Origin of the sequence: Acinetobacter sp. GG2 (assembly GCF_000292385.1) — a bacterium.
Classification (GTDB): Bacteria; Pseudomonadota; Gammaproteobacteria; order Pseudomonadales; family Moraxellaceae; genus Acinetobacter; species Acinetobacter seifertii.
Genome location: NZ_ALOW01000033.1, coordinates 75599 through 94438 on the forward strand (window position 1 = coordinate 75599; position 18840 = coordinate 94438).

Below are 18840 nucleotides of genomic sequence, written 5' to 3' on the forward strand. Positions count from 1 at the left end.
AATTACTAATTAATATTAAATAGAATAGAGAACTACTTAAGCTTAAGTAGTTCTCTAATGTTTTCAAACCAACTCTTTAATTTCTTCTAAACTTTTCGATGGCTCAAACCACATAAAATCATAATCAGCCACATCATAAATATAAAACGGATCATTTTTCATGATTTCTTCAGCTTCTTGAATCGAAGGGCTTAGAACTAAAATTACCCCACCTACTCTATTTTCCCGGCGCCCCGATGCTAAAAACTTCTTTTGCTCATAGTAATGATCTAAAAACGCAATATGCTCTTTGAGCACAGCATCAACTTCGGTCAATGGTTTTTTATAGGTCAAGGTAACAACAATCATCTCATTCTCTTAAAGCAAGTAGCGCATTACATATGCTTATTCGATAGTACGCCTATTCCCCCAATTCATCCACACCAAACTCCCCACAATAATTACTCCACCTAGCAGCACCATCATTGATGGTTTTTCATTTAAGAAAACAATGGCCAAACTCATCGCGACAATCGGGGAACAATACAAAAAATTCGATGCAATCGTTAACGGCATATTTTTAAGTACATATCCCCAAAGTACATAAGCCATCGCACTTGGGAAAATACCCAATAAGACAACCGACATATTTGCTTGCCACGTAGCATGTGAAATTTCACTAGGTAAATGAGCGCTATAAAATAGTAAAGGAATGGTCCCGAACCAGATGATGTAGCACATCAAGCTCAAGGCATCATAGTTTAAAGCAAATTTCTTATATAAATTAAAGTACAGCCCCCATGCAATTGCAGCTAAAACAATCAACAAACTATAAGGGCTCGGCACACCAAAACCATGATCTCCACTAACCACCAACACGGCGCCGCAAAGTCCCAGCAAAATACACAACCACTGTTTAAAACTGATTTTTTCTTTAAAAAGCAAAGCTGAAATAATAAAAGTGAATAGTGGAATGGATTGGCTCAAAATACTAGATGCAACCGCAGTCACATATTGCTGCCCTGTATTTATAAGCAAATGATGCAACGTTACAGAGAAAAATCCTAACACCCCAAGTGCAGGAACATCTTTCCACTTTAAAGGCTGAATGCCTTTTTTCATAATCAATAAAAGTAAGAAAACCGATGCAATCAAAAAACGAAGCAAGGCAATATGCTGCGGTGTATATGAGTGCAAGGCAATATGCACACCAATAGGTGAATAACCCCAACAAAAGACGGTCACGGCAATACATAAATAGAGCTTAAATACGGGAGGCTGAGTTTCGGCAGCAAGAGAAATTGCCATGTTAAATCTGCACTAGTGAAATGGAATGCTTTCATCATATGCGCATGGATAGTTGAATAAAATTAACTTATATTGAGTCATATATTCATTAAAAGTGAATGATAAAACATGGATATTACTCAGTTAAAAATGTTTCAAACCGTGGTTGAATGCGGAACAATGGCAAAGGCATCAATGCAACTACATTGTGTACCCTCCAATATCACAACGCGCATTAAACAACTCGAAGAAGAACTAGGTGCACCGCTATTTTATCGGGAAGGAAAAAGTTTAAACCTCACTCCTTCTGGTGAAATCTTTCTTAATTATTGCCATAAAATTTTAGCGCTATGTGATGAGGCAAAACGTAGTATTCACCCAGATGCACCGCCTTCTGGCCCACTCAAAATTGGAGCGATTGAATCGTCTGCCACAACTCGTCTGCCTAGCTTACTTGCGAAATATCACCAACGCTACCCAGAGGTTTCCATTCAAATTATTACGGGCACATGGAAACAGCTATTAGTTGATATTTCTCAGCATAAACTCGATGGTGCAATTGTCGCTGGCAATATTGAATTTCCAATGTTAAATAAGCTCGGTATTTATCAAGAAGAAATTATTTTAATTGCCCCAGAATCTTTCGGTGAAATCCACTGCCAAGAAGATTTGATTGGTAAGGAAATTTTTATGTGGACGGAAGGCTGCCCTTACCGAGCTGCTCTTGAAGAATGGCTTAAGCTTAAAAATATTTCGCTTCCAATTACAAGCATTACCAGTTATGCCACGATTATTGGTTGCGTGAGTGCAGGCTCTGGTGTGTCTTTAGTACCGAAGAGTCTTTTTGAGCAATATAAAAATTTAACCAATATTCGAGGCTATAAATTTGAACATCTTGCCTTTATGCAAAACCAGTTTTTCTGGCACAAAAATGTGAGCAACCATAAAGCCAGAGATATGTTTTTAGACTTAATTAAGTCTGAATTTATCGTTTAGATTTTTGCTTAAAACAAACTATCCATGCAGAAATCTATGCTTTATATAAAATCGTCATGCATAAAAAGCATAACTAAATTTTAGAAATTTAAATTTTATAATTATAAAACAAATACTTTAAATTAAATTAATTTTTGATTTAGAAATAAAATCTGCATAAGCCATCCGCTTTTTGCAATGATCCTAATAAAAATACGCTCATTCTAAACCTATAGAATTTTTTGAGTCGCTCAACATGAATAAAGCAATTGGAATTTTAGGTGGCATGGGACCACAAGCTACGATTGATGCTATGAATAAAATTATTAAAAATACACCAGCACATTGTGATCAAGAACATATTCCTGTCGTTACAGTTTCTATCCCAGATATTCCCGACAGAACTCAATCCATTATAAATCATGATGATAAACCACTCGAGAAAATGGCTGAATATCTTAAAATCTTAGAAGCAGCACAAGTCGGTTGTATCATTATTCCTTGTAATACTGCTCATTTCTGGTTTAACCAACTAAAAAAGCGCACCCAAACTAAAATGATCAGTATCATTGAGTCTGCGGTTCATTTTATTCAAGATAGTCAAATTGATGAGGTGTGTATTCTTGCTACATCTGCCACAATAAACACCGAGCTTTATCAAAGCCAGTTTATTGAAAATAGTATTGGTTTCTCTACTCCTTCTGCCGAAATGCAAAATAAAGTAATGCAAAGTATTTACCAATACAAAGCAGGAAATATTCAACAAGCTAGAGAAATGATGAAGGAAGTTATTAATTTTTACACTAAAAAGAGAAATATAAAATTCCTGTTGGCTTGTACAGAAATACCTCTCATTTTAGAAGAAAGTATTGAGGCTTATCCTGAACTATTCATCGACACAACCGACGTACTCATTAAGAATGCGATTGCATGGTATCAAAACTCCCCCATAGCAAAAGTTGCATAGCTAAATGAAAGATAATGCAACTTATGCATAAAACGGTTTAGGCAATTGTCCAATCAATTGCCTTCATAAAGTTCCATAAACTTTCAGAAGCTGTATTGAGCCTCGCACTACTACGATATAAGTAAATATCTACAGATAAGACTGAATCTTTCAAAGGCACAATCAAAAGTTGTTTTTTTTCAAGCTCATCTTGAATACTGTAATCGGGTAACCACCCGACTCCATACCCACCTTTGATCATGTCTTTAAGTAATAAACTCATTGAAGACACAAAGTTTGTCTCAAATTTATCTGAATGATGCTCTTGTAGAAACTTATTTACTTTTTTACCCATGTAACTATCGTCGGTGTAATTCATGAGCGGAACTGAAGCATCTTCGAGTGAATATTTGGGACGACCTAAATGATTAGGCGCAGTGACTAAATAAAGCTTTGCTGAAAATAGTTTATGGCACAAGAACTGTGGATTCATAAGATCATCATCATAAAAAGATGCGATAAAGTCACATTGTCCATTTTTAAGAGAATCTACGGTTTCATTTACGTTAATGGCTTCAACATGAAAAATCTTTTCTTGGTAGTTTTTTAAATTTCCTAAAATTTTAGGAAAAATATAACCTGCCAAAGAATGCGCAGATGCAATAGTGACTTTACTTCTAACATGATTGTCACCTTTAATTCGATCTATATTGAACTCAAAATCATCTAGCAAATTTCTGGCGTGTAGAACAAAAAGCTTACCCTTTTCTGTGAGCTGTAATGGCGAAGTTTCTCGGTCAAAAACCTCGAATCCCAAACTACTTTCTAGGGCCTGAATACGGCGGCTTAGAGAAGACTGTGAAATATTTCTAATATCAGAAGCTATTGTAAAACTTCGGTATTTTTCTAGAATGATCAGATCATATAACCATTTTAATTCTATATTTTGTATCACCTGAAGCTCCAGATCATTCTAGGAATTTAGATAAGCTATTTAAGTATATTTGAAATGATGATTTATCGTAATCAAATCGTATGGGTTTTATCTCATTGCTGCACAAGGTTTATTTTTAACAGTAAGATCAGCACTTGATATTTTGACAGTCATTGGGGAGTTTGAACCAAATGAAAACCTTAAAAGTTTTATGTATTGCAAGCTCTATATTGGCTTCATCGACGCTTTTTGCTGAAACAACACAACCTCAACCTACAAATGAGACAACGTCAAAAGCTCAACCTTATGGTGATAATCCAAGTTTAGGTCGTGTGTTGTTATATAAAACAGGAAAAGGCATACAAAACCTAGGGAACTCTATTCAAGGTGCTTCTGAAAATACGTCAAATAAAATTAGTGAAAAATGGCAAAGCACTAAAGAATTTACAGCTGAAAAATCAGAAGTTGCCCAGCAAAAAGTAGATACTGCAAAAGCATATACTGAAGAGAAAATAGAACAAGCTAAACAAAATATAACCAGTAGCCGAAATGGTGAAAACATTCCGATCGAACAAGGTGAGTTAAGTAAATCTAGTACGACGACTAATTAAAATTAGGTTTGAGAAGCGCGATTACTTCGCGCTCATAGAAATGTATACGTTTAAAAAGAAATACTACCCATTACAAAGAGCTAGGAATCTGCCTTATGAATAGTCAAAAACTTCTCTTTTCAACACTATGCTGTATCGCACTATCTGCATGTGCAACTACTAAATCTGTTTCTTCTTATTCTCAATCAAAGGTTTTAGAACAAGACACCAATATTGAAGCTTATCCAACCACCACAGGTAATGTAGCCAAGCTCATTAAACATGATAAGCAGGCCTGCATGATCGAATTTACGGGTTACTTAGGTGGAGGCCAAGTCACTGAGCACTGGATTTTTAATAATAAAGGCCTGATTTCAGCTCAATCATTTACCGAACAATATCCCGACTCATCTGGCATACTAAGTCAAGCCACCAACTCGACAACAAAAAGCTCGACCACTTTTAATATTCAAGATCCAGCAATTCAAAATAATTTTAAAAAGCTCCAAAGCAATTTTAGTAAAGCCAATTTAGCAAAATGTGATTAAAGATTTTCCATAAAAAACCCGTTGCAGAGGCAGTTTTCTGCAACGGGCCATAGCCATTCAAATTTCTTGGATCTAATAAAAAATTATAAATATGCTATTTAATTAATGGTTAAACCATTGGTTGCAGCCAGTAAATCAATACGAGGGAAAACCAAACCTGTTCTTGGGTCAGTAATAGGTTTACCCGTAGTTCTTAAACGATTAATCGTCTGATCGATAGTTTCAGTTGGTGTCACGCTATTTGCTCTTAATAGTGCAATTGCGCCAGCAACATGTGGTGTAGCTTGGGAAGTACCGCCCATAGTGTAGCCACCTGCTGTAATCATTGCCCCTGGAGCTAGTAAAGTCACAAGACTACCGCCGTTACTAAAACATGCTACTTTGTCTGCTGCTGTAGTTGAGTCAGTACATTTCACAGGTTTACCCCACGATACACCACCAATATTACTATCATATACTGCGCCAACTCTTACCGCTCCAGCAACACAAGCAGGTGACGAAATTCCATCAGGGAACGCATCGTTACCAGATGCCACCACAGGGACCACGCCAGCAGCTCGCGCATTTGCAAATGCTGTTGCATAACTACTATTACTACATTGAGATGTGTATTTAACGTCAGGTACACCAAGGCTTAAATTGATCGCTTTAATATTGTAGGTTTTAGCATTATTTACTGCCCAGTTAATGCCTGCAATGATATCGCTATCATAGGCTGAGCTTAACAATTGACCATTCACGCGAACTTTTCGGAAAACGTCTATTCCTATAATTTTTGTTTTACTCGCTACTTTAGACACAATCGCTGAGACATTACTCCCATGGCCATCATCATCAAGTGCACCATCATCTGGGGCGCTATCAAATGAATAAACGACACGACATGTACTTGAAGGTGAATTAACTGCCGTACACCCAAAATCCGAATGTAAATAATTTACCCCAGTATCCAATACAGCCACACTAGAGCCAGTACCATTAAAGCCTTTGGTATTAGCTTGAGGCTGATTAATTAAAGGTAGACTTTCCATCGTAGTGGCCCGATTAATTCTGTTTGGATATACAGCCTTAACGTTTGGGTCATTTAGTAAATCAACTAATGCCTCTCTATTACTAACTCGATAAAAAGCTAAGGGCAAATTATTGTAGTCCCGAAGTACTTGCACCCCTACACCACGATTAAACCTTGACTGTAAGTTCTTTTTATTTGAAGCAATATAACTTCGCCGTTCCAAACCTGTAGCCACGCTTTCCGTAGGAATATTATATTCAACAATAAGGTCATTAGACTCATTGGTGACCAAGGCATCTAAATCGATTTTACCCTGAAACACTTTTTGTTTTGCTGCCTGATTTAGCTGTTGTTTGGCTCCCTTAGAATCCAAAGGAAGAGCGAAAGCTGTTGTACTTAATATTGTAGATAGACCTAATAGTAATAACGTTTTACTTTGCATTATTTTTCTCCGTAGTTCTTTGGTAAAGAACATTTGAACGTCTAGTATTTCTTGGATAAAGAAAACTAGATTATTTAAAGTGTTTTAATTTCATTAGCAGGATCTTTTTCTGGATCAATCGGTTGAATAGAAAGATCACTTTTTGTGTCATATAAAGGAACAGTATCTGCGGATACTGGTTTAGGTTGAGTAGAATTTAAAGATACATTTTTAGGTTGAGCAGGCTCCTTAAGTTGGGAATGTAAAGATGAAGTGTCTGATTGCGATGAATTCGACTTGTGCAAAGTAGAATTCATCACATCTGATGCACCGCTTGATGGCTTAAAATAGAGAACAACGGCGACTAAGCCGAGTAATACGACAAGGGAAGCAATAATTTTCATCATTTAAGATCTCTGTTTTTTTGTTTATAGACATCTCTATTTATTTTTGATTATTCGAAATAAAGCGCTATTTCTTTGGATATATGTCATGTGAAATTTCATTTCATAAAACATGTAAGCCCGAGGAACACTAAAATTCTTTTTCCCGAATAAACAAAAATACTGTTCTGCCCTGTGCATTTATATTTCTGGCAGAATTGGGTTCAAAAAAGTGCCAAAAAGCACTTTATTCTCATAATAAGCAATAACTATGCCGTTATCTCGATTAAAAAAAGAAAAGAAAATCTTCTTTATAGATATAAAAAATGGTCGTGTTGAATAAGTTTAAATATTTGTATTTCTAAAAAATGAGAGAAGTTATTTTTTATTAGCTTTTTAAACAGTCAAATATCGATATCTATTTCACTTTATTATTAATATTTTCTTTTCTCCACAATTTCTCCCTCATGTGTTTAGTGACTGTAATACTGTTGTAAGGTTTTGATGAAGTCTATTCCTAAGCAAAGCAAGGTTTGACTATGATGCGATTGCGTTTATGAAATACCTCACTAAAAGGGTATATTCTTTGAAGGATATCGCAATGAAAATGATGAAAACAGCTATCGTGACTGCAAGTGTTCTTGCTTCTGCTTCTATTTTTGCACAAAGTGCGGGCGTTAATGCAGATGCTTCTGCTCAAGTAAATGTACAACCGGGTGGTCTTGTTAGTGGCGTAGCCAACACAGTCAAAAGTACTGCACACACTGTAGGTAGCACAGCAAAACATGCTGGTCATGTTGCTGCTGACACTACAGTTAAAGCAACTAAAAAAACAACTGGAAAAGTGACTGAACTTTCTTCTAAAGCTGCAAATGGTACAAAACACTTTGCTACGGAAGCTGCTACAGGTACTAAAAATGTAGCGACTAAAGCTGCAAACGGTACTAAAAATCTAGCCGTTGAAGCGAAAGCTGATACAAAAGCACATTTAAATACGGTAAAAACTAAAGTAGCAGCACATGAAGCTGAACAAAAAGAGTTTACTGCTGAAAAACAAGCCAATGCTCAAGCACGTGTAGATGCAGTTAAAGCTCGCGTAGCTCAAAATCAAGCTGAGCAAAAAGAATTAGTGGCTGACACCAAAGCTGATGCTCAAGCAAAATTAAATGCAGCTCAATCAGCGCACGCGATTAATGCTCAAACAGGTGTAAATGTTGGTGTTAATGTTGCCCCAGTTGGAGTTAGTGCAAATGCAAACTTAAATGCAGGTGCTCAAGGCTCTACCCAAAAAACTGAAAAGAAATCTTTCATGAAAGGTCTTTTCGGTACTAACTAATTAAAGCTAGCAATAAAAAAGGGCAATCAATTGCCCTTTTTTATTTACTTTAAATTGGTCATTTAAAGAGTTTCAGTTAAAACCAAACCAGCGCGCAAACCAATTTTCACATTTGGGTTTGGAAATAAAATCCAAACTTGATCTTGCTCAACCACATAATTCCCAGAAGGTTGCATGGTAATGATTTCACCTTTCGTAAATGTCGAAAAGTTTGGAGCCTCAGCCGATAAGTTCATTTGAAAATCTTCATCTTTTTTAATTAAAGAATCAGACACCTGAAACACTCGAATTTTCGATTTATGTCGCGTCGGTAAAACTTGTTCAGAAACCACATGACGAATGACTTCATCAATTGCAGCAAACTGACTTAAGTCATTTTGTCCAAATGGCAAGGCTTTACCTAACTCTAAGGTTGCGCTCGCAGCTTTAAAGCTATCACTGGTAAAATGTGTAAATGTTTTACCCGCAGCACGATGATAAACCAGAGCATCTAAATCGGCAGCTTCAAGACTCGCTGTCAAATCAGCATCATAGTCATGCGTTTGATAAGGCAATAAAGCAAAAGTGGCTAACAAAGAAGCGCGAATTGCGGTGTGCAAATCATAGTGATAGCGCTTAGCATTACTCGCACTTTCTTTAAAAAAAGTAGCAACTGCCTGCTCTAAAACCTCAGCTCGCTTAGACTCTTCTGTTACAGGTAGAGTTTTATACCCACCACAAAACATTCGATTTACATCATCATATACATAGCGCTTGCCTTGGCGCATTGCATACGGATTACCCAATACAAGCAGCAACCTCACAGCAAGGTTTAAACGCCCTGCAAATAAATCGGTGCAAAGTTGAGACAACAACTCAATTGGTGCTGTTTCATTACCATGTACCCCAGCTGACAGTACGACAGCTTTGTCGTACTGTGCATGTGGCGTACATTCAAGAAGTCCTTCACCTAGCCAACACCAAGAAAAGTTTTCTTGCTTTCCTTCGCGAGTTGTAGGCTGCTCACCCTGTAAGGTTAATGCTAGAAAATCTTGCATGTCACCTCCTCATTATTTTTGGAAAGGATAAACCGAACCCAAACCTAAAATTTTGGTGAGTTCATCAAGTGCCATACGGCTTTCCATAAGTAGGTGCGGATCTGCTAAATCTTCTTGCGCTAAACGATCACGATAATGTTTATCGACCCATTGATTGAGCGTTCCAAACAATTGATCATTCATTAATACTTTTGGATTTACAGCATTTAATTCAGTTTCGTTCAAAGCCACACGTAAACGCAAACATGCTGGTCCACCACCATTACGCATACTTTCACGTAAGTCATATACCTGAATCGCATCAATTGGTGTGCCCATTTGAATCATGTCATTTAAATAGCCCCACACTGCTGCATTTTGACGAGATTCTTCTGGCACAACAATCGTCATACCGCCATCTGGACGAGTCAAAATCTGGCTATTAAACAAATAAGTAGCAACAGCATCGTCTACAGTAACGCGGTTTTCAGGCACTTCAATCGAAATAAAGTCTTCACCAATGCTTGCCATTTTTTGACGAATTTCAGCAAAAGCTTGATCTTGATTTAAAAAGGCATGTTGATGGTGGAATAAAACCTGTTGGTTACTTACCGCGATCACATCGTTATGGAAAACACCCTGATCAATTACATCCGGATTTTGCTGAACAAAAACAGTGTGTGCATCATCTAAACGATGCAAACGTGCAATAGCTTCACTTGCCTCGCGCGTCTGACGTGCTGGATAACGCTTTGGTCCCGGTAAGCCATTATTTAAATGTTGTTGACCATAAACAAACACCTGAATACCGCGCTTAGCATAATCACCACCTAAACGATTGTGATTTGCTGCCCCTTCATCACCGAACAAAGCCACTTGTGGTAAAGCTTCATGGTGTACAAAGTGACGCTCATTTTTAAAGATGGCTTGTAAAACTTGGCTTGTAGTTTCAGCTTCAATTGAACGGTGAAATTTATTGTTCAGGTTAGCCGCAGTAAAATGCACGCGCTCATCTTGGCTATCAGCAGAAGGTGAAACTGTCGCAGCATTTGCAGTCCACATTGGAGAAGCTGAGCTTAAAGATGATAACAGTTCAGGTGAATGACGCATTGCTTGAGCAACAACACTAATGTCATCTCCTGTAAAACCTAAACGGCGTAACATTGGAACATGTGGACGTTCATGCGGAGCAAGTACACCTTGTTTCATTCCCATATCAGCCAAGGCTTTCATTTTTAATAAGCCTTGTTTCGCCGCTAATTTTGGGTTCGAGGTATTATTGCGGTTTTTGGTTGATGCTTCATTACCAAAAGACAAACCCGCATAGTGATGTGTTGGTCCCACTAAACCATCGAAATTTACTTCATATCCTTTCATTTTTTCTTTCCCTAGTGTTTAAGGCAACACAATCCCTGGAGATAATTTTTCTGGCAAACTTAAGCTTTCACTTTCAAGTGAAGCCATTGGCCAAGCGCAGTAGTCAGCAGCATAAAATGCACTTGCACGGTGGTTGCCTGAAGCTCCAACACCACCAAATGGTGCGGCACTTGAAGCACCTGTTAATGGCTTATTCCAGTTCACAATACCGGCACGTGCTTCAATGAGTAAGTCATCAAACAGTTCACGTTTTGGAGAAACCAAACCAACTGACAAGCCGAAACGTGTTGCATTAGCAATTTTCAATGCTTCATCAAAGCTGTCATAACGTTGGATGGTCGTAAGCGGGCCAAAATATTCTTCATCTGGAATACCCGCCACACCTGTTACATCAACAATGCCCGGAGTCAGTAGCGAACTGTCTTCTTGAGGACGCGTCATTGGCAATAAGCTTTTGGCACCAAGCTCAAGTAACTTTTGCTGAGCATTCATCATGTTTGTTGCAGCAACTGATGAAATTACACCACCCATAAATGGCTGTTGTTCATCGTTCCAGCGACCCACTTTCAAGTTCTTAGCAACTTCAACGAAACGTTGAATAAATGCATCACCATCTGTACCATTTTTTACCAAGATGCGGCGCGCACATGTACAACGCTGACCAGCCGAAACAAATACAGATTGAATAGCCAGATTAACCACAGCATCGACATCAACAATTTCATCGATAATCAATGCATTATTGCCACCCATTTCAAGTGCAAGAATTTTCTCAGGCGCACCTGCCATTTGCTTATGCAAGTGATAACCAGTGTTTGCACTTCCGGTAAACAATAGACCATCAATTTCATGTGAAGCAGCCAGAGCTTCGCCAGTAGTACGGCCACCTTGAACTAAGTTCATTACACCATTTGGCAAACCTGCTTGTTGCCAAAGTTTTACAGTTTCTTCAGCAGTCCAAGGTGTTAATTCACTTGGTTTAAATACAACTGTGTTGCCCGCAAGTAATGCAGGAACAATATGTCCGTTTGGTAAATGGCCCGGGAAGTTATATGGACCAAAAACTGCAAGTACACCATGTGGACGGTGACGTAAAGATGCCACACCATCTGCCATTTCAGTTGAGCTTTCGCCAGTACGCTGGTGATAAGCACGAATCGAAATCGCAACTTTGCCAATCATAGATTGAACTTCAGTTAAGGTTTCCCAAAAAGGTTTGCTAGTTTCTTGGCTAATGACTTCTGCTAAATGTTTTTTATTTTCTTCAAGCAGCTTTGCAAACTTTTCTACAATCGCAACGCGCTCAGCAAGAGGTAAACGTGCCCATGCAGGAAATGCTGTACGTGCAGCTTGGCAAGCTTTCTCAACATCACTAGCCGTAGCTTCACCACCTGACCATACAGTTTGGTTATCAACCGGATTTGTTTTTACAAATGTTGTACCGCTGCCTTGTAACCAGACACCGTTTATAAATAAAGAGTTTGACATCAGGATACTTCCATAGGATTTAGTGATAACACACGAACAGCGTGGCCTTCTTGTACACCGAGTTTCTCAGCTTGTTCATGGGTTAAATTTAGAGTGCTATCTACGAGATCAAGCTTCATTAACATGGCTCGATAGTCGTGATAATCATCATTGGCAACAAGGTATTGTGTTTTACCTACTGTTGCGTCATTTGTAATTTTGACAGTTAAAAATTGACTTTCTTTTACTGCGCGCAACTCATCAATATTGGCTTCAATCGTTGGGCCTGCATCAAAAATATCGACATATCCTTGATAACGTAAACCTTCAGACTCAAGCACATGATAAGCAGGCAGAGTATGTGGATGCATTTTTCCAATTACTTCTTGCGCGTCTTTTGGCAAGAGGTCTACATAAACTGGAAAACGTGGCATAAGTTCCGCAATAAAAACTTTTTGACCAATTCCACTTAAATAATCTGCTGTGGAGAAATCCATATTGAAAAAATGGTGTCCAATCGCATCCCAGAAAGGCGAACATCCATTTTCATCAGAGAAACCACGCATTTCAGCAATGAGTTTTTTCTCGAAATATTGCTTAAAAGCAGCAATAAACATAAAACGGATTTTTGATAAAAATTTACCGTTTTGATTCTCACGACGTTCTGGATCTAAAAATAATGTACAGAGCTCACTGCTTCCCGTTCTGTCATTACTTAAAAATAATGTCGGTAATGATTTGTAGACATTTAATGCTTTTGAAGCGTGAACTTGAGTACCCACGTGAAAGTTGTACCAAGGCTCAATTAAACCTACAGCAACCTCAATTGCACTTACCCCAATAACACGTTGAGCTTCTGTATCTTCAAGAACAAACAAATAACCTTGTTCGCTCTTATGGACATTACCATTTAAAGTATTGCGAGTACGTGAAATTCGAGCCGAAAGCGTATCCATATTTTGTGGCAAGGAAGTCAGGCCAACACCTGACTTACCTGCTAATTTATAAATATCTTCAAGGTCTCGAAACTCGGCATGACGGACAATCATCATGGCTAGCTTTCCTTTTTTTTATTTAGCCAACTTTGCCAAAGCTCTTTTTAAACGAGCAATCCCTTCATCAATATCTTGTTCAGGAATAATGAGAGATGGAGTAAAACGAACCACGTTTGGTCCAGCAATTAAAGCAAGTAATCCTTCTTCGCCTGCCCAAGTCGTAATGTCTTTTGCTTTACCAGCATATTCAGCTGTTAATACGCAACCAATCAATAATCCTTGACCACGAATTTCATCAAAAACTTGATATTCAGCATTTAAAGTATTTAATGCATCAAGGAAATATTGATGACGGTGTCTTACACCTTCAAGCACTTCTGGCGTATTAATAAACTCAAATACTGCGCCAGCAACAGCACTTGCTAACGGGTTACCACCATAAGTTGTACCATGTGTACCCACTGAAAAATGCGGAGCAAATTTATCAATCGTTAACATTGCACCCACTGGGAAACCACCGCCTAATGCTTTCGCAGTGGTAAGAATATCCGGAGTAACACCTGAGTTCATGTAAGCATAAAGTGAACCTGTACGGCCTACACCGGTTTGTACTTCATCAAAAATAAGTAAGGCACCAAACTCATCACACAGCGCGCGCAAACCTTTTAAAAATTCGATGTCAGCAGGAATAACGCCGCCTTCGCCTTGGATCGGTTCAACAATCACAGCACATGTTTGTTCGTTAATGGCTGCTTTTGCAGCTTCTAAATCATTAAAGGCAACATGGTTGATACCATTTGGAAGTGGTGCAAAGTCTTGTGAATATTTTGGCTGACCACCTGCTGAAACGGTAAATAAAGTACGACCGTGGAACGCATTATTAAATGCCACGATGCCGCTTTTACCTGCCACACCGCTGTCGAGTCCAACTTTACGAGCAAGCTTTAAAGCTGCTTCATTCGCTTCTGCACCTGAGTTACAGAAGAATACTTTGTCTGCAAATGTATTTTCGGTGAGTTGTTTAGCAAGGCGTAGAACTGGTTCATTGGTATAACCATTGCCGACATGCCAAAGTTTTGTTGCTTGTTCTGTTAAAGCATTTACTGCCACTGGATGCGCATGACCTAATGCGTTTACTGCAATCCCGCCTGCAAAATCGATATATTCTTTATTTTCTTGATCCCAAATACGTGAACCTTCACCACGTACCGGAATGAAATTTGCCGGTGCAAAAACTGGAACCATCCAGTCATTAAAGTTGCTTCGAGTTACAGAAATTGGCTGTTCCATGCTTACCTCAGTATCTATTTAATTTATTTAATCTGTCTTACTGTCTTTTATTTAATTTATTTAGAAAAAGGGACTGAGAAAATAACTCTATAACATCCTTTATATTTACTCAGCCCACTTTTTCTAAAAGGTAATTTCCTCAGATTAGCCTGGGAAAATACCGCGTTCTTTACGAGCTTTTAAGATACGCTCACATGCCAAGATGTAAGCTGCTGTACGTAAAGTACAAGCATTGCTGTTTGCTGTATTCCAAACGTCATGCATAGCTTGAACCATCAACTTGTCTAAACGCTCGTTGATTTCTTCTTCAGTCCAGAAGTAGCTCGCCATGTCTTGAACCCATTCGAAGTAACTTACAGTTACACCGCCGGCGTTACATACCACGTCAGGAACCACAACAATGCCACGCTCAACTAAAACATCTTCAGCTTTAGGATAAGTCGGGCCGTTCGCACCTTCTAAAATCAACTTAGCTTTAAGTTTTTCAGCACGTTCAACTGTGATTTGACCTTCTAACGCAGCAGGAATAATAATGTCTACATCTGCAGTCCAGAAATCTTCATCAGCAATTGCTTGCGCGCCAGCGAAACCACCAATACCACCTTGGTTTGCATTTACGTGTTCACGTAATGCAACAAGATCAATACCGTCAGCATTGAAAATTGTGCCAGTGTGATCTTGAACGTGAGTGATTTTTGCTTTTGATTCAACAAACAAGAAAGCAGCTTCACTACCTACGTTACCAAAACCTTGAACAGCGATTTTCGCGCCTTCAATTGGTAAATTGATTTTTGCAGCTACTTCGCGGCCTGTAACGAATACACCGCGACCAGTCGCTTTAACACGACCCAAAGAACCACCTAAGTGAACTGGCTTACCAGTTACAACACCAGTTACTGTATAACCTTGGCTTGTAGAGTAAGTATCCATCATCCAACCCATGATATTGGCATTTGTACCAACGTCTGGAGCTGGGATATCTTTTTGAGGCCCGATAATGTGACCGATTTCAGTCGTATAACGGCGAGTTAAACGTTCTAATTCGCGATTTGAAAGTTTACGTGGGTCAACACGGATACCACCTTTTGCACCGCCAAATGGCAAGTTCAAAACAGCAGTTTTAATTGTCATCCATGCAGATAACGCCATCACTTCATTTAAATCAACGTTTGGATGGTAACGTACACCACCTTTACCAGGACCACGAGACAAGTTGTGTTGTACACGGTAGCCTTCAAAGTGCTGAATAGAACCGTCATCCATTACGATTGGCACGTCAACAATAAGCGCACGCTTTGGACGTTTTAATGTATCGATAAACTCAGCTAAGTGGTCTAAGTACGGAGCAACACGGTCAATTTGTGCCAAGTAAGTTTGCCATGCATCGCTATGTTCGTTTACGTATGAAAGATCTGACATCTTTTTTCCTATCTACCTATACAGACTCAGATGTGATAAATCCGCAGTCTTTATTATTCAGCAACCAAAACCTTGCAATAACAATGTTTTGATTTATTTATAAAATCTTCAGCCCTTTTAAAGCTTTAGACCCTTTAAATTCCATCTTGTGATATCAAAAGTACGATTTACTTTTATATATCGATATCTTTTACAATCTTTCTTTTGCCTCATCTGCTGTTTATAAAAACGTCTTTATAAAAGCAAAAGTCCACCGCAACCAACTCAAACAAGCCGATTGGAAATAAGTACAAAAGAGGTGATACAACCGTTTGGGAGTTAAAAAGAACTCGGGTTCATAAACCGAAAAACCATAAGTCCATAAAATTATTTTTGACTAATCGATAGATCCCTCCATTAGTCTTTTTAAATAAAAATTGTTCATTAATACTGCAAGCTTTATATCGGTACTCAAGCAGATAATTGATGCTTTCATATAGACATAAAATCTTTAAGTAAATATAGCACAGAGCAAGGTAATTTAGAACATTTTAAAATAAACAAGCAGAGAAAAAATAATCAATTTCTCATCTTTTTTATAATAAAAAAGTAACCAATCTAAAAAACACCTTTAACCATGATCATTTTATTTTATGGAAATTAAAAAAATATTAAAATTAAAAATGATCAAAAAATTACCATTTAATAACAACAACTTAATTAACAAAAAATTTCAAAAAACACTCAAAACTTGCAGAAAATTTCATAATATTTTTTTAGTTTGATTTAATTTAAAACAAAAAATGAAATATAAAATTTTCTTCGATATTAAATAACCATGTTAAACATATACTTATTTAAAAACTTATAATAATTAGCTATTAATAACATTCCGACAAATGGTTAATTTATGAATCATTATTTGATTTTTTTATTAAAATAAAAAAAACATTTTTAAAAAAAATATATAAAACATCAGAACCAAGCTCAATTTTTAGACATAAAAAAGGTCCCTTGAGGGACCTTTTTCAACTTAACCAAGCTTAGTTCTGAGCAATCTCTTTCTTACGATAAAAGATAAAATAACTGAGATAGCATAAGACGATAAAAATTAAACAACAAACGAAACCAGCTTGCATTGATGGATCAAATACCATACTCACACAGGTAACAATACAAAATAGACCACCTACAATTGGAGTAAGCGGAAAAAGTGGCGCAGCGAAACGTAAATCTTTTGCTGTTTTGCCGGCTTTATACCATTGTCTACGGAAGTTAAATTGTGAAACGCAAATTGCGATCCACACCACCACCATTGTAAAAGCAGCAACACCTAGTAAATTTTTGAAAATTGTTTCTGGCGCAAACTGTTCTGAAAGTAACCCGGGAATAGCACCAAACATGGTCACAATAATGGCAACAATAGGTGTTCCAGATGGTGTAAGTTTAGCGAAAATTTTAGGTAATTGATTTTTTGCCGAAAGCGACCACATCATCCGCGACGCAGCAAACAAACCAGAGTTAGCAGCTGAAAGTAGAGCCGTAATAATGACAAAACGAATAATGTCTTCTGCATACGGAATACCAATATAGTTAAATACCGTCACAAATGGACTACTGCTCACATCATTTGCATTAAGACCTGCAAGATGAAATGGAAGCAAAGAGCAAATAACAACAATTGTCCCTACAAAAAATATAAGTAAGCGCCAAATTGCTGCATTAATTGCTTTAGGAACAGTCTTCGCTGGATCCTCTGCTTCACCCGCAGCCACACCAATAAGCTCAGTTCCAGAGAAAGCAAAATTTACTATGAGCATGGTTGTAAAAATTGGAAATAACCCGTGCGGAAACCAACCTTGAGCAGTCAAATTACTAAACAATGGCGCTGTTTCATGCCCGTGATAAGGAATAAAACCAAAAATCGCGAGCAATCCCAAAGTAATAAAAACAATAATTGTTATAACCTTAATAAGAGCAAGCCAAAACTCAGATTCAGCAAATAAACGCGTTGAACTAATATTAAGGAAAAAGACGAGTCCACCAAAAAACAAAGTCCATGCCCAAACAGAAGTGGTAGGAAACCATTCCTTAACCAGTAAAGCTGCGGCAGTAAATTCAGTTCCTAAAGTGGCAGTCCAAGTCAACCAATATAACCAGGTAATCATATAACCTGTGCCCGGGCCAATATAACGCCGTGCATATTCACCAAAAGAACCTGACTCAGGCACATGAACTGCTAGCTCACCAAGACAGAGCATAACAGTGTAGGCAATCAAACCGCCCAAGAAATAAGAGATAATTGCACCAATTGGGCCTGCTTGAGCAATTACGTCGCCAGACCCTAAAAAAAGACCTGTACCTATGGCACCGCCAAGGGAGATCATCACCAAATGCCGAGTACTCATTGCTCGTTTCAAAGGTGCAGAACTTCCATGTTGCGATGCATCATTATTCCGATAATTTAATGATTGCATATAAAAAACTGTAACGACAATTTAGTAAAAAATCATTTTAGGAGAAAAAAATAAATATGCAATTATCTTTGAATAGTGAAGCTATTTTAAGCAACCATTATCATTGAAAACAAAATAGATATAAAAAACAATATATTGACAAATATCCAAGCAAAGATTGTATTTTAATTAACCCTATACTATTTATTTAATTTATGTGCTAACAAAAACCATTAATTTTTAAATATAATAATTTTTCACTTAATTTATCATGACTATTTTTAGTTCTATCTTTATTTAAAAATTAGTCTCACTATTTATTTAAATAATGATTTTTAATTTTACATACAAATAAATTAATAAAAAAATATTTTTTGAGCAAAAAATAAAGCCCAAATTTGATGATTTGGGCTTTATTTAATCAGTAAAT

Annotated in this window: 17 protein-coding genes; 5 read left to right on the forward strand and 12 right to left on the reverse strand. The window is 37.6% G+C overall.

Annotated features, from left to right (window positions below; genetic code table 11):
* Positions 1-63: 63 nt before the first annotated feature.
* Together B554_RS0109210 and B554_RS0109215 are read right to left on the reverse strand one after the other, a co-directional pair.
* Positions 64-348, reverse strand: a complete 285-nt coding sequence (locus B554_RS0109210) for a YciI family protein (RefSeq protein ID WP_019457817.1) — start codon at positions 346-348, stop codon at positions 64-66.
* A gap of 36 nt (positions 349-384) precedes the next feature.
* Complete coding sequence (locus B554_RS0109215; RefSeq protein WP_019457818.1) at positions 385-1287, reverse strand: DMT family transporter; 903 nt, start codon at positions 1285-1287, stop codon at positions 385-387.
* A 108-nt stretch (positions 1288-1395) separates the two neighbouring features.
* Here B554_RS0109215 and B554_RS0109220 point away from each other — a divergent pair, with 108 nt between their 5' ends.
* Positions 1396-2262: a LysR family transcriptional regulator gene (locus B554_RS0109220; RefSeq protein ID WP_019457819.1), complete on the forward strand. Its 867-nt coding sequence runs from the start codon at positions 1396-1398 to the stop codon at positions 2260-2262.
* A 235-nt stretch (positions 2263-2497) separates the two neighbouring features.
* Positions 2498-3208 carry an aspartate/glutamate racemase family protein gene (locus tag B554_RS0109225; RefSeq protein WP_019457820.1) on the forward strand — a complete coding sequence of 237 codons (711 nt, stop codon included), beginning with the start codon at positions 2498-2500 and terminating at the stop codon, positions 3206-3208.
* Between the two features lie 37 nt (positions 3209-3245).
* On the opposite strand, the gene B554_RS0109230 is transcribed toward B554_RS0109225, so the two are convergent.
* A complete protein-coding gene (locus tag B554_RS0109230; protein WP_019457821.1) occupies positions 3246-4142 on the reverse strand; it encodes a LysR substrate-binding domain-containing protein in 897 nt (298 codons plus the stop codon).
* A 170-nt stretch (positions 4143-4312) separates the two neighbouring features.
* Between B554_RS0109230 and B554_RS0109235 the strand changes: the two genes are divergently transcribed.
* Both B554_RS0109235 and B554_RS0109240 read left to right on the forward strand, forming a co-directional pair.
* Entirely contained in the window at positions 4313-4732 is a 420-nt protein-coding gene (locus tag B554_RS0109235; RefSeq protein WP_004705301.1) for a hypothetical protein, read from the forward strand.
* 95 nt (positions 4733-4827) lie between these two features.
* Positions 4828-5259, forward strand: coding sequence for a hypothetical protein (locus B554_RS0109240; protein ID WP_019457822.1), 432 nt, complete (start codon positions 4828-4830; stop codon positions 5257-5259).
* Positions 5260-5357: 98 nt separating this feature from the next.
* Here B554_RS0109240 and B554_RS0109245 read toward each other — a convergent pair whose 3' ends face one another.
* Positions 5358-6713, reverse strand: coding sequence for a S8 family peptidase (locus tag B554_RS0109245; protein ID WP_019457823.1), 1356 nt, complete (start codon positions 6711-6713; stop codon positions 5358-5360).
* A gap of 74 nt (positions 6714-6787) precedes the next feature.
* Entirely contained in the window at positions 6788-7096 is a 309-nt protein-coding gene (locus B554_RS0109250) for a hypothetical protein (RefSeq protein WP_081400346.1), read from the reverse strand.
* A 580-nt stretch (positions 7097-7676) separates the two neighbouring features.
* On the opposite strand from B554_RS0109250, the gene B554_RS0109255 reads away from it, so the two are divergent.
* Positions 7677-8411 (forward strand): hypothetical protein, encoded by a 735-nt coding sequence (locus tag B554_RS0109255; RefSeq protein ID WP_019457825.1) that lies wholly within the window; start codon positions 7677-7679, stop codon positions 8409-8411.
* A 62-nt stretch (positions 8412-8473) separates the two neighbouring features.
* Here the strand turns inward: B554_RS0109255 and astE are convergent, their stop codons facing one another.
* The 7 genes from astE to B554_RS0109290 all read right to left on the reverse strand — a co-directional run bounded on the left by astE (position 8474) and on the right by B554_RS0109290 (position 18431).
* The gene (astE, locus tag B554_RS0109260; protein WP_019457826.1) at positions 8474-9448 is read right to left on the reverse strand and encodes a succinylglutamate desuccinylase; all 975 of its coding nucleotides are present in this window, start codon (positions 9446-9448) and stop codon (positions 8474-8476) included.
* 12 nt (positions 9449-9460) lie between these two features.
* Positions 9461-10804 (reverse strand): N-succinylarginine dihydrolase, encoded by a 1344-nt coding sequence (gene astB / locus B554_RS0109265; RefSeq protein WP_019457827.1) that lies wholly within the window; start codon positions 10802-10804, stop codon positions 9461-9463.
* Between the two features lie 18 nt (positions 10805-10822).
* Positions 10823-12292 (reverse strand): succinylglutamate-semialdehyde dehydrogenase, encoded by a 1470-nt coding sequence (gene astD, locus B554_RS0109270; RefSeq protein WP_019457828.1) that lies wholly within the window; start codon positions 12290-12292, stop codon positions 10823-10825.
* Positions 12292-13323, reverse strand: a complete 1032-nt coding sequence (gene astA, locus B554_RS0109275) for an arginine N-succinyltransferase (protein ID WP_019457829.1) — start codon at positions 13321-13323, stop codon at positions 12292-12294. The genes astD and astA overlap by 1 nt, the downstream gene beginning before the upstream one ends.
* An 18-nt stretch (positions 13324-13341) precedes the next feature.
* Entirely contained in the window at positions 13342-14556 is a 1215-nt protein-coding gene (locus B554_RS0109280; protein ID WP_019457830.1) for an aspartate aminotransferase family protein, read from the reverse strand.
* A gap of 144 nt (positions 14557-14700) precedes the next feature.
* Positions 14701-15975 carry a Glu/Leu/Phe/Val family dehydrogenase gene (locus tag B554_RS0109285; protein WP_004705282.1) on the reverse strand — a complete coding sequence of 425 codons (1275 nt, stop codon included), beginning with the start codon at positions 15973-15975 and terminating at the stop codon, positions 14701-14703.
* A gap of 1022 nt (positions 15976-16997) precedes the next feature.
* A complete protein-coding gene (locus B554_RS0109290; protein WP_019457831.1) occupies positions 16998-18431 on the reverse strand; it encodes an amino acid permease in 1434 nt (477 codons plus the stop codon).
* Positions 18432-18840 lie beyond the last annotated feature (409 nt).

Coding starts and splice junctions, on each gene's coding strand:
- B554_RS0109210 (WP_019457817.1), bottom strand. CDS start 348: ATGATTGTTGTTACCTTGACCTATAAAAAACCATTGACCGAAGTTGAT.
- B554_RS0109215 (WP_019457818.1), bottom strand. CDS start 1,287: ATGGCAATTTCTCTTGCTGCCGAAACTCAGCCTCCCGTATTTAAGCTC.
- B554_RS0109220 (WP_019457819.1), top strand. CDS start 1,396: ATGGATATTACTCAGTTAAAAATGTTTCAAACCGTGGTTGAATGCGGA.
- B554_RS0109225 (WP_019457820.1), top strand. CDS start 2,498: ATGAATAAAGCAATTGGAATTTTAGGTGGCATGGGACCACAAGCTACG.
- B554_RS0109235 (WP_004705301.1), top strand. CDS start 4,313: ATGAAAACCTTAAAAGTTTTATGTATTGCAAGCTCTATATTGGCTTCA.
- B554_RS0109240 (WP_019457822.1), top strand. CDS start 4,828: ATGAATAGTCAAAAACTTCTCTTTTCAACACTATGCTGTATCGCACTA.
- B554_RS0109245 (WP_019457823.1), bottom strand. CDS start 6,713: ATGCAAAGTAAAACGTTATTACTATTAGGTCTATCTACAATATTAAGT.
- B554_RS0109250 (WP_081400346.1), bottom strand. CDS start 7,096: ATGAAAATTATTGCTTCCCTTGTCGTATTACTCGGCTTAGTCGCCGTT.
- B554_RS0109255 (WP_019457825.1), top strand. CDS start 7,677: ATGAAAATGATGAAAACAGCTATCGTGACTGCAAGTGTTCTTGCTTCT.
- astE (WP_019457826.1), bottom strand. CDS start 9,448: ATGCAAGATTTTCTAGCATTAACCTTACAGGGTGAGCAGCCTACAACT.
- astB (WP_019457827.1), bottom strand. CDS start 10,804: ATGAAAGGATATGAAGTAAATTTCGATGGTTTAGTGGGACCAACACAT.
- astD (WP_019457828.1), bottom strand. CDS start 12,292: ATGTCAAACTCTTTATTTATAAACGGTGTCTGGTTACAAGGCAGCGGT.
- astA (WP_019457829.1), bottom strand. CDS start 13,323: ATGATGATTGTCCGTCATGCCGAGTTTCGAGACCTTGAAGATATTTAT.
- B554_RS0109280 (WP_019457830.1), bottom strand. CDS start 14,556: ATGGAACAGCCAATTTCTGTAACTCGAAGCAACTTTAATGACTGGATG.
- B554_RS0109285 (WP_004705282.1), bottom strand. CDS start 15,975: ATGTCAGATCTTTCATACGTAAACGAACATAGCGATGCATGGCAAACT.
- B554_RS0109290 (WP_019457831.1), bottom strand. CDS start 18,431: ATGCAATCATTAAATTATCGGAATAATGATGCATCGCAACATGGAAGT.